Origin of the sequence: Streptomyces sp. D2-8 (genome assembly GCF_023184515.1) — a bacterium.
GTDB lineage: Bacteria > Actinomycetota > Actinomycetes > Streptomycetales > Streptomycetaceae > Streptomyces.
Window position 1 is genome coordinate 908,679 of the sequence record NZ_JAAHBP010000001.1, and the last position, 11,383, is coordinate 920,061.

Below are 11,383 nucleotides of genomic sequence, written 5' to 3' on the forward strand. Positions count from 1 at the left end.
ACCCCCGGATCACGGGAGGCCGGCGACCGCTTCGGCGTTCCTACAGACCGTACTTCGCGCGCGCTTCCTTCACGGCCGTCGCCTTGACCTCGCCGCGCCCCGCGAGCTGGGCCAGGGCCGCGACGACGATCGACTCGGCGTCGACGCCGAAGTGGCGGCGGGCCGCCTCGCGGGTGTCCGAGAGGCCGAAGCCGTCGGCGCCCAGCGAGGACCAGTCCTGCTCGACCCACTGCGCGATCTGGTCCGGGACCTGGCGCATGTAGTCGGAGACCGCCAGCACCGGGCCCTCGGCACCCTGGAGCGCCTGCCGCACGAACGGCACCCGCTCCTCGCCGCGCAGCAGCGCCTCGTCCGCCTCCAGGGCGTCCCGGCGCAGCTCGCTCCAGGACGTCGCCGACCAGACGTCGGCCGCCACGTCCCACTCCTCGGCGAGCAGCCGCTGCGCCTTGAGCGCCCAGTGGATCGCCGTACCGGAGCCGAGCAGCTGGATCCGCGGGGCGTTCGCCGGGGGCGTGATGCCCGCCGACTCCGCCGTGTTGAAGCGGTACAGGCCCTTGACGATGCCCTCGTCGACACCGGCGACGGACGGCTTCGCGGGCTGCGGCAGCGGCTCGTTGTAGACGGTCAGGTAGTAGAAGACGTCCTGGTCCTCACCCGGGGCCGCCTCGCCGTACATCCGGCGCAGACCGTCCTTGACGATCGTCGCGACCTCGTAGGCGAACGCCGGGTCGTACGACAGCGCCGCCGGGTTCGTCGCCGCGATGACGGGGGAGTGGCCGTCGGCGTGCTGCAGGCCCTCGCCCGTCAGGGTCGTACGGCCGGCCGTGGCGCCGACGAGGAAGCCGCGGCCGAGCTGGTCGCCGAGCTGCCACATCTGGTCGGCCGTGCGCTGCCAGCCGAACATCGAGTAGAAGATGTAGAACGGGATCATCGTCTCGCCGTGCGTCGCGTACGACGTCGAAGCGGCGATGAAGTCGGCCATCGAACCGGCCTCGGTGATCCCCTCGTTGAGGATCTGGCCGTTCTGGGCCTCCTTGTAGTACATCAGCTGGTCGCGGTCGACCGGCTCGTACGTCTGGCCCTTCGGCGAGTAGATGCCGAGCGACGGGAACAGCGACTCCATACCGAAGGTGCGCGCCTCGTCGGGGACGATCGGCACCCAGCGCTTGCCCGTCTCCTTGTCGCGGACCAGGTCCTTGACCAGGCGGACGAACGCCATGGTGGTGGCCACGTTCTGCGAGCCGGAGCCCTTGTCGAAGGACGCGAACGCCTTGTCCGCCGGGGCGGGCAGCGGCGCGACCGGGTGGACGCGGCGGGCCGGGGCCGGACCGCCGAGGGCGGCACGCCGCTCCTGGAGGTACCGCACCTCGGGCGAGTCGGCGCCCGGGTGGCCGTAGGGCACCACGCCGTCGACGAAGTCGCTGTCCTTGATCGGCAGTTCGAGCAGGTCGCGCATGTTCTTGAACTCGTCCACCGACAGCTTCTTCATCTGGTGGTTGGCGTTCTTCGACGCGAAGCCCTTGCCGAGGGTGTGGCCCTTGACCGTCTGGGCCAGGATCACGGTCGGCGCGCCCTTGTGCTCGACGGCGGCCTTGTACGCGGCGAAGACCTTGCGCGCCTCGTGCCCACCGCGCGAGAGGTGGAAGCACTCGAGGATCTTGTCGTCGCTCAGCAGCTTCGCCATCTCCCCGAGCGCCGGGTCGGCGCCGAAGAAGTCCTGGCGGATGTAGGCCGCGTCGCGGGTCTGGTACGTCTGGATCTGCGCGTCCGGTACCTGGCGCAGGCGGCGTACGAGCGCGCCCGTGGTGTCGAGCCGGAACAGCTCGTCCCAGGCCGTGCCCCACAGTGTCTTGATCACGTTCCAGCCGGCGCCGCGGAACTGGGCCTCCAGCTCCTGCACGATCTTGAAGTTCGCGCGGACCGGGCCGTCGAGGCGCTGCAGGTTGCAGTTGATGACGAACGTGAGGTTGTCCAGCTCCTCACGGGCCGCCAGCGCGAGGGCCGCCGTCGACTCGGGCTCGTCCATCTCGCCGTCGCCGAGGAACGCCCACACGTGCGAACCGGCGGTGTCCTTGATGCCGCGGTTGGCCAGGTAGCGGTTGAAGCGCGCCTGGTAGATCGCCGACAGCGGGCCCAGGCCCATGGAGACCGTCGGGAACTCCCACAGCCAGGGCAGCCGGCGCGGGTGCGGGTAGGAGGGCAGGCCGTTGCCGCCCGCCTCCCGGCGGAAGTTGTCGAGCTGCTCCTCGTTCAGGCGACCGTCGAGGAACGCGCGGGCGTAGATGCCGGGGGAGGCGTGGCCCTGGATGTAGAGCTGGTCGCCGGAGCCGTCGGCCTCTTTGCCTTTGAAGAAGTGGTTGAAGCCGGTCTCGTACAGCCAGGCGGCGGAGGCGAAGGTGGCGATGTGGCCGCCGACGCCGTACTTGCTGCCCCGGGTCACCATGGCGGCCGCGTTCCAGCGGTTCCACGCGGTGATCCGCTGCTCCATCGCCTCGTCACCGGGCACGCCGGGCTCGGCGGCGGTGGGGATGGAGTTGACGTAGTCGGTCTCGAGGAGCTTCGGCAGCGCGATGCCGGCGCCCTCGGCGCGCTCCAGCGTGCGCCGCATCAAGTACGCGGCACGGTGCGGCCCGGCCGCCTCGGCGACCGCGTCCAGGGAGGCCTGCCATTCGGCGGTCTCCTCCGGGTCCCGGTCCGGGAGCTGGTCGAGCTCGCTCGGCTGGATGGCGTTGGGGTCGGTCATGTCGCCGCCTTCCTCAGTCGAAGGGGGTTCCCTCATCGGTAAGGGTTCGGGGGTGCCCTTTGTCTTTGGCAGGACAGGGCGCGGGGCTTGGGTGGCAAGCCCGTCGGCGACTGTAACTCGCTGATCGATGATCGATCAAAGGGTTGAGAGGCAAAACCTCTTGATCACGAGAAAGTAGGCACGCGGTGCCTCCGGCAGTGGCACGCGGTGACTGGATTTCGCATGGTTTTCGCAGGTCGGAGGCGTTTGAGCGGGGATGTGCTCGAGTGTCACGCCCGGGGCGCGCAGCCCAGGACGTGCGCCTTCACGAGTTCCGCGATCCGGGGGTCGCGGCGCTTGAACGCGGCGACGAGCTCCTCGTGCTCCTCGGCGTACGACTGCTGCTGGGTGCCCAGCCAGCGGATCGACAGGGCCGTGAACACCTCGATGCCGAGGCCTTCCCAGGTGTGCAGCAGGACGGAGTTGCCCGCGGCACGGACCAGTTCGCGGTGGAAGGCGACGGTGTGACGGACCTGGGCCGTGCCGTCGGAGACGCGGTCGGCCTCGTACAGGGCGCTGACGTGGGGTTCCAGTGCCGAGCAGTCCTCCGCGAGGCCCGGGGAGGCCAGCTCCGCGGCGATGGCCTCCAGACCGGCCCGGACCGGGTAGCTCTCCTCCAGGTCGGCGGCCGTGAGGTTGCGGACGCGCACGCCCTTGTTCGGAGCGGACTCGATCAGGCGCAGGGACTCCAGCTCGCGCAGGGCCTCGCGGACCGGGGTCTGGCTGACCTCCAGCTCGGTGGCGATCCGGCGCTCGACGATCCGCTCGCCCGGCTGCCAGCGTCCGCTGATGATCCCCTCCAGGATGTGCTCGCGGATCTGCTCGCGGAGCGAGTGGATGACGGGCGCGGTCATGAGGGCTCCTCAGTCGGGATTGACGTTTAGACAATACGGCCGGTTCGCTCCGCGGGTGAGGCCGACGTGGGTGCTGTCACGCAGGTGAGACGAGGCGCACACGGTGTTTCCGGCACGCCGTGGAGCTCGGTCGGATGCGTCTGTGGGCGGCTGCGGGCCGGTCGTTGCCTGTCGCGCGGTTCCCCGCGCCCCCAGCACAGTGCCCCTGCCCGGAGATGTCCGGACAGGGGCACCGCTCAGCCGTGCAGGAAGGTCAGAGACCCAGCTCGACCTCGAACTCGCCGGCCTCCAGGATGGCCTTGACCGCCGTCAGGTAACGCGCGGCGTCGGCGCCGTCCACCAGGCGGTGGTCGTAGGACAGGGTCAGGTACGTCATGTCGCGGACGCCGATGACCGTGCCCTCCTCCGTCTCGATGACGGCGGGGCGCTTGACCGTCGCACCGATGCCGAGGATCGCGACCTGGCCCGGCGGCACGATGATCGTGTCGAAGAGCGCACCGCGCGACCCGGTGTTGGAGATGGTGAAGGTCGCGCCGGACAGCTCGTCCGGGGTGATCTTGTTGGCGCGGACCTTGCCCGCCAGGTCGGCCGTGGCCTTGGCGATACCGGCGAGGTTGAGGTCACCGGCGTTCTTGATGACCGGGGTCATCAGGCCCTTCTCGGAGTCCACCGCGATACCGACGTTCTCGGTGTCGAAGTAGGTGATGGTCCCCTCGGCCTCGTTGATCTTGGCGTTGACGGGCGCGTGCGCCTTCAGCGCCTGGGCCGCGGCCTTGACGAAGAACGGCATCGGGGAGAGCTTGACGCCCTCACGCGACGCGAACGCGTCCTTGGCACGGGCGCGCAGCTTCATCAGCCGCGTGACGTCGACCTCGACGACCGAGGACAGCTGCGCCTGCTCGTGCAGGGCCTTGACCATGTTGTCGCCGATGACCTTGCGGATCCGCGGCATCTTGATGGTCTGGCCGCGCAGCGGGGACGCCTCCAGCACCGGGGCCTTCTTCGCGGCCGACGGAGCGGCGGCGGGAGCCGGAGCGGCGGTGGCGGCCTTCGCTGCCTCGGCGGCGGCGATGACGTCCTGCTTGCGGATGCGGCCGCCGACGCCGGTGCCCTTGACGGCGGCCAGGTCGACGCCGTTCTCGGCGGCGAGCTTGCGCACCAGCGGGGTGACGTAGGCGCCGTCGTCGGCCGGCCCCGCGGCGGCCGGAGCGGCCGGGGCCTGGGCCGGAGCCGGGGCGGGGGCAGGAGCGGCCGGAGCCGGCCCGGGAGCCGGGGTGACCTGCTGCTGCGGGGCCGGGGCCGACGGAGCCTGCGGGGCCGGGGCGGCCTGCTGCGGAGCCGGGGCCGGAGCGGGCTCGGGCTGCGCCGGGGCGGCCGGGGCCTCCTGCGCGGGGGCGGCGGCCGGAGCGGCACCCGCCTCGCCGATGACGGCGAGCTTGGCGCCGACCTCGGCGGTCTCGTCCTCGCCGACCACGATCTCCAGCAGGGTGCCCGAGGTGGGCGCCGGAATCTCGGTGTCGACCTTGTCGGTGGAGACCTCGAGCAGCGGCTCGTCGGCCTCGACGCTGTCACCGACCGACTTCAGCCAGCGGGTGACGGTGCCTTCGGTGACGGACTCGCCGAGCGCGGGCAGGACCACGTCCGTGCCCTCGGCGGAGCCGCCGCCGGCAGCGGCGTCGGCGGAGGGAGCGGGAGCCGGGGCGGCCTGCTCGGTGGACGGGGCGGCCGCGGCCGGCTCGGGAGCCGGCTCGGCGACCTCCTCCGCGGCGGGGGCCGGGGCGGCGGCGGGCGCGCCGCTGCCGTCGTCGATCAGGGCCAGCTCGGCGCCGACCTCGACCGTCTCGTCCTCGGCGACCTTGATGGAGGACAGGACACCGGCTGCGGGCGAGGGGATCTCGGTGTCGACCTTGTCGGTCGACACCTCCAGCAGCGGCTCGTCGGCCTCGACGCGCTCGCCCTCGGCCTTCAGCCAGCGGGTGACAGTGCCCTCGGTGACGCTCTCGCCGAGCGCCGGAAGGGTTACGGAAACCGCCATGGTTTCGGTTGCTCCTTACGGAAAGTGCGGAAGTCTGTGTCGTCGCGTTCGTCGACCGAGGGGTCAGTCGTGCGCGTGGAGAGGCTTGCCGGCCAGGGCCAGGTGGGCCTCGCCGAGCGCCTCGCTCTGGGTGGGGTGGGCGTGGATGAGCTGCGCGACCTCGGCGGGCAGCGCCTCCCAGTTGTAGATCAGCTGGGCTTCGCCGACCTGCTCGCCCATGCGGTCGCCGACCATGTGGACGCCGACGACGGCACCGTCCTTGACCTGGACGAGCTTGATCTCGCCCGCGGTGCCCAGGATCTTGCTCCTGCCGTTGCCCGCGAGGTTGTACTTCAGAGCGACGACCTTGTCCGCGCCGTAGATCTCCTTGGCCTTGGCCTCGGTGATGCCCACGGAGGCGACCTCGGGGTGGCAGTACGTCACCCGCGGGACACCGTCGTAGTCGATCGGAACGGTCTTCAGACCGGCCAGGCGCTCCGCCACCAGGATGCCCTCGGCGAAGCCGACGTGCGCGAGCTGGAGCGTCGGGACGAGGTCACCGACGGCGGAGACGGTCGGCACGTTCGTGCGCATGTACTCGTCGACCAGGACGTAGCCGCGGTCCATCGCGACGCCCTGCTCCTCGTAGCCCAGGCCCTGGGAGACCGGGCCGCGGCCGATGGCGACCAGCAGGACCTCGGCCTCGAACTCCTTGCCGTCGGCGAGGGTGACCTTGACGCCGTCCTGGGTGTACTCGGCCTTCTGGAAGAAGGTGCCCAGGTTGAACTTGATGCCGCGCTTGCGGAACGAGCGCTCCAGGAGCTTGGAGGAGTTCTCGTCCTCGACCGGGACGAGGTGCTTCAGGCCCTCGACGATCGTGACCTCGGTGCCGAAGGACTTCCACGCGGAGGCGAACTCGACGCCGATGACACCGCCGCCCAGGATGATCGCGGACTTCGGCACGCGGTCCAGGACGAGGGCGTGGTCGGACGAGATGATCCGGTTGCCGTCGATGTCCAGGCCGGGCAGCGACTTCGGTACGGAGCCGGTCGCGAGCAGGACGTGGCGGCCCTCGACGCGACGGCCGTTCACGTCGACGGACGTGGGGGAGGACAGTCGTCCCTCACCCTCGATGTACGTCACCTTCCGGGAGGCGACGAGCCCCTGCAGGCCCTTGTACAGGCCGGCGATCACGCCGTCCTTGTACTTGTGCACCCCGGCGATGTCGATGCCCTCGAAGGAGGCCTTCACACCGAACTGCTCGCTCTCGCGGGCCTGGTCGGCGATCTCGCCCGCGTGCAGCAGGGCCTTGGTGGGGATGCATCCCCGGTGCAGGCAGGTGCCGCCGACCTTGTCCTTCTCGATCAGGGCGACGTCCAGGCCCAGCTGCGCCCCGCGCAGGGCCGCGGCGTAACCACCGCTGCCACCGCCGAGGATCACTAGGTCGAAAACGGTGCTGGCGTCGTTCGCCACGTCACGTCCTCCATGCATGTGCGCCGTGAGCCGGTCTTCAGTGACCGGCAGGCGGCTGGTGTCCGGCCGCTCGTTCTTCGGCCCTTCGGTGGGGCCCTGTCCTGCCGAGCCCCATCTTCGCACTTGTCGGCACACAAGGAGACGCCGGGCTGCGGTGTGAGACGCCCCACGTTCAGATGAGCCACGCCCGAAGGAGCGCCCGCAGGGGCGCGGGGAACCGCGCGAGCAGCCCCCACACCCCCGCACTCGCCACACAGCGGACGAGACCGAACTCTCAGGCGCGGGTCAGCCCAGATCCCCGGCGGCGGTCAGCTCCGCCAGCCGCACCAGCGTCCGCACCGCCGTCCCCGTGCCGCCCTTCGGCGTGTACCCGAAAGGCCCGCCCTCGTTGAAGGCCGGCCCGGCGATGTCCAGGTGCGCCCAGGTGATGCCCTCGCCCACGAACTCGCGCAGGAACAGACCGGCGACCAGGCCGCCGCCCATCCGCTCACCCATGTTCGCGAGGTCGGCCGTGGGGGAGTCCATCCCCTTGCGCAGGTGCTCCGGCAGCGGCATCGGCCACGCCGGCTCCCCGACCTCCTCGGCCGCCTCGCACAGCGCGGCGCGGAACGCGTCGTCGTTGCCCATGATCCCGAACGTCCGGTTGCCCAGCGCCAGCACCATCGCCCCGGTCAGCGTCGCCACGTCCACGATCGCGTCGGGCTTCTCCTGCGACGCCGCCCACAGCGCGTCGGCCAGCACCAGGCGGCCCTCGGCGTCGGTGTTGAGCACCTCCACCGTCTTGCCGCTGTACATCCGCAGCACGTCACCCGGACGGGTCGCGGATCCGGAGGGCATGTTCTCGGCCAGGGCGAGCCAGCCGGTGACGTTGACCTCCAGGCCGAGACGCGCGGCGGCGACCACCGCGGCGAACACCGAGGCCGCGCCGCTCATGTCGCACTTCATCGTCTCGTTGTGACCGGCCGGCTTCAGCGAGATGCCGCCCGAGTCGTAGGTGATGCCCTTGCCGACGAAGGCGAGGTGCTTCTTCGCCTTGGAGGAGGTGTACGACAGCTTGACCAGGCGCGGTCCCGCCGCCGAGCCGGCCCCGACGCCGAGGATGCCGCCGTAGCCGCCCTTGGTCAGGGCCTTCTCGTCGAGCACCTGCACCTTGATGCCGTGCTCCTTGGCCGCGGCCTGGGCGACCGCGGCGAACGACTCGGGGTTCAGGTCGTTCGGCGGGGTGTTGACCAGGTCGCGGGCGCGGTTGAGCTCCTCGGACACGGCGGCGGCACGCTCGACCGCGGCCTTGTACGCCTTGTCGCGGGGCTTGCCGCCCAGCAGGGCGATCTCGGCGAGGGGAGCCTTGCCGTTCTTCGCCTTGGGGTCCTTGCCGTTGTCCTTGTAGGCGTCGAAGGAGTACGCGCCGAGCAGCGCGCCCTCTCCGATCGCGCCGGCGTCGGCGGCGTCGCTCAGCGGCAGGGCGAAGGCGGCCTTCTTCGACCCGGCCAGGGCGCGGGCGGCGACACCGGCGGCCTTGCGCAGGGCCTCGGTGCCGTACTCGGCGTCCTTCTCCGGGGCCGAGCCCAGGCCGACCGCCAGGACGAGCGGTGCCTTGAAGCCGGACGGCGCCGGCAGCTTCGTCACCTCGCCCTCGCCGCCGGAGGCGCCGAGAGTCTCCAGAACGCCGGCGAGCCTGCCGTCGTACGCCTTGTCCACGGCCTCGGCGCCCGGTGCGACGACCGGCCCCTTGGCACCCTTGGCGACACCGATCACGATCGCGTCGGCCCGCAGACCGGTCGCCGCGGCGGTGCTGAGAGTGAGAGCAGTCACGGTGGTGAAATCTCGCTTCCGATGTGAAGTTGCTGTGGTCGAGCGGTGTGGGTCGACCGGGCCCGGCAGCCGACCCTATTCCGACCTGAGGGTCTGGGTCTCACGGGGCCTTCCCCGGTGCGGCGAACACTCGACGACGAGACTACGCGCGTGGTCCGGTTCGCTCATTCCTGCGGACGTTCACCTGTCGATGGCGTAGTGGCCATTTCTTGATCCTCCATGTCGGTGAACTGAGTCACACTCGTCGCGATCCGGTGAGTGTCCTGCTCGCCGCTTTGCATGATTTCCACGGGTCCTCCTCTGTTCGACCGCAAGAGGATCCCTGGGATCTTCTGGGGGAGGAACCATGGCGCAGCGTGCGCGCAGATGGAAGAACACGGCTGCCGCGATGACGGCGGCCGGCATGATCACGGCCGGGGCGGCAGCGCCCGGGGCGGCGGCCGCGACGGAACCACGCATCGATCTGAAGGTGCTGGTGGTGGACAACGGCGACAGCCCCGTGAAGGCCGTCACCGCCCAGCTGAAGAGCACGGGCATCCCGTACACGACCATCGACCTGAACGACTCCGGACGGCCGAGGATCACGGCGTCGTTCCTGAGCGACACCGTGAGCGGCCGGCCCCGCGCCAAGTACCAGGGCGTCGTCCTGCCGAACGAGGCCCCCTTCGGCGCGGGCTCCGCGGAGCAGACCGCGCTGGAGACCTACGAGCGGACCTACGGCATCCCGCAGGTCGACGCCTACACCTGGGCGCACCCGGACGTCGGACTCGACTACACCAGCGAGGGTGGCTGGGCAGGCACTCTTGACGGGCGCGAGGCATCCGTCACCGCGGCCGGGAAGGCCGGCTGGTTCGGCTACCTCGACGGCGCGTTCCGCTTCGAGGACAACGCCCCGGCCGTGCAGGAGAGTTACGGCTATGCCGCCCGGCCCCGCCCCGGCTTCACCAGCTACGTCGACATCCCCGTGCCCGGCGGCACCGGCCGCGGCAGCCTCGTCGGCGAGTACGCCCACGACGGCCGCCGCGAACTCGTGGTGACCTTCAACTACAACAACAGCCAGCAGCAGTTCCGGCTGCTGGCCCGCGGCATCGTCGAGTGGCTCACCCAGGGCGTGCACCTCGGGCAGACCCGCAACTCCTTCGCGGTGCACGTCGACGACGTGTTCGCCCCGGACAGCCGCTGGGACACCGAACGCAACTGCACCCCGGGCGACTTCGACTGCGCGGGCGGTGACGGCGAGGGCACCACGCCGATCCGCATGACCGCGGACGACGCCGCCTACGCCGCCCAGTGGCAGCGCGAGCACGGCTTCACCATGGACATGGTCTTCAACGCCGGCTCCGGCGAGGAGTGGAAGACCGAGCACGGCGGCACCGACGCCCTCGCCGCCCGGCTGCTCGCCGACAAGGCCCAGTACCGCTGGGTCAACCACACCTACACGCACCCGTTCCTCGGCTGTGTCCAGGACACCTCCAGCGTGCCGTGGAGCTGCGCGAAGAACGCCGACGGCTCGACGAAGTACATGAGCCGCTCCGAGATCGCCGCGCAGATCCGCGACAACCACAACTGGGCGGTGAACAAGGGCCTGCCCGTCGACCGCACCGAGCTGGTCACCGGTGAGCACTCCGGCCTGAAGACCCTGCCGCAGCAGCCGAACGACAACCCCAACCTGGCCGGCGCCCTCGCCGACACCGGCGTCAAGTGGATCGCCTCGGACAACTCCCGCGAGCCCGAGCAGCGGGCCGTCGGCAAGGCGCTGACCGTCCCGCGCCACCCGATGAACGTGTACTACAACGTGGGCACGGCGGCCGAGATGGCCGACGAGTACAACTGGGTCTACACCTCGCGGGCCGACGGCGGCAGCGGTGTCTGCGAGGACAACCCCACGTCGACGTGTCTGGACGAGCCGCTCGACCCGGCCACCGGCTACGCCGGGCACATCGTCCCGCAGGAGGCGCGCATCGCCCTCGGGCACGTCCTCGCGGGCGACCCCCGGCCGCACTACGCGCACCAGTCCAACCTGGCCGAGGACCGGCTGCTCTACCCGGTCGTGGAGAAGGTGCTCGCCGACTACCGGGCACTGTTCACCGACGGTACCCCGCTGGAGAACCCCCGGCAGAGCGCCATCGGCACCGAGGTGCAGCGCCGCGCCGCCTGGCAGACCGCCCTGGCGAACAACCGGGTGACGGCGTACCGCATCGGCAACACGGTCACGGTCACCGCCCCGTCGGGGACGCAGATCCCGGTGACCGCCCCCGAGGGCACGAAGAAGCAACTCCTGCTGGGGACCAGCGCCTTCGGCACCCCGTACGCGGGAGCCCGCTCGGCCTGGACGACCCCCGCGGCACTCCAGTCGGCTCTCACGCTCAAGTTGCCCTAGGGGGTCATTCCACTATGAGCGTCCGATCAGGTCGCGTGGTCTGGCAACGCTGCGAGGCGCGGTGCCAG

The 11,383-nt window shown here is 70.9% G+C and carries 7 protein-coding genes; 1 reads left to right on the forward strand and 6 read right to left on the reverse strand.

The window, feature by feature from the left end; translation table 11 throughout:
• Positions 1-40: 40 nt before the first annotated feature.
• From aceE to G3I77_RS40585, 6 genes are all read right to left on the reverse strand, one after another.
• Positions 41-2,743 (reverse strand): pyruvate dehydrogenase (acetyl-transferring), homodimeric type, encoded by a 2,703-nt coding sequence (aceE, locus tag G3I77_RS04080; RefSeq protein WP_248501126.1) that lies wholly within the window; start codon positions 2,741-2,743, stop codon positions 41-43.
• 269 nt (positions 2,744-3,012) lie between these two features.
• The gene (locus G3I77_RS04085; RefSeq protein WP_248501128.1) at positions 3,013-3,636 is read right to left on the reverse strand and encodes a GntR family transcriptional regulator; all 624 of its coding nucleotides are present in this window, start codon (positions 3,634-3,636) and stop codon (positions 3,013-3,015) included.
• A gap of 253 nt (positions 3,637-3,889) precedes the next feature.
• Positions 3,890-5,671, reverse strand: coding sequence for a 2-oxoglutarate dehydrogenase, E2 component, dihydrolipoamide succinyltransferase (gene sucB / locus G3I77_RS04090; protein ID WP_248501129.1), 1,782 nt, complete (start codon positions 5,669-5,671; stop codon positions 3,890-3,892).
• A 63-nt stretch (positions 5,672-5,734) separates the two neighbouring features.
• The gene (gene lpdA / locus G3I77_RS04095; protein ID WP_248501131.1) at positions 5,735-7,123 is read right to left on the reverse strand and encodes a dihydrolipoyl dehydrogenase; all 1,389 of its coding nucleotides are present in this window, start codon (positions 7,121-7,123) and stop codon (positions 5,735-5,737) included.
• 285 nt (positions 7,124-7,408) lie between these two features.
• Positions 7,409-8,935 (reverse strand): leucyl aminopeptidase, encoded by a 1,527-nt coding sequence (locus tag G3I77_RS04100; protein WP_248501133.1) that lies wholly within the window; start codon positions 8,933-8,935, stop codon positions 7,409-7,411.
• A gap of 164 nt (positions 8,936-9,099) precedes the next feature.
• Complete coding sequence (locus G3I77_RS40585; RefSeq protein WP_282572395.1) at positions 9,100-9,225, reverse strand: hypothetical protein; 126 nt, start codon at positions 9,223-9,225, stop codon at positions 9,100-9,102.
• Positions 9,226-9,323: 98 nt separating this feature from the next.
• Here G3I77_RS40585 and G3I77_RS04105 point away from each other — a divergent pair, with 98 nt between their 5' ends.
• Positions 9,324-11,315 carry a hypothetical protein gene (locus G3I77_RS04105; protein WP_374385342.1) on the forward strand — a complete coding sequence of 664 codons (1,992 nt, stop codon included), beginning with the start codon at positions 9,324-9,326 and terminating at the stop codon, positions 11,313-11,315.
• Positions 11,316-11,383 lie beyond the last annotated feature (68 nt).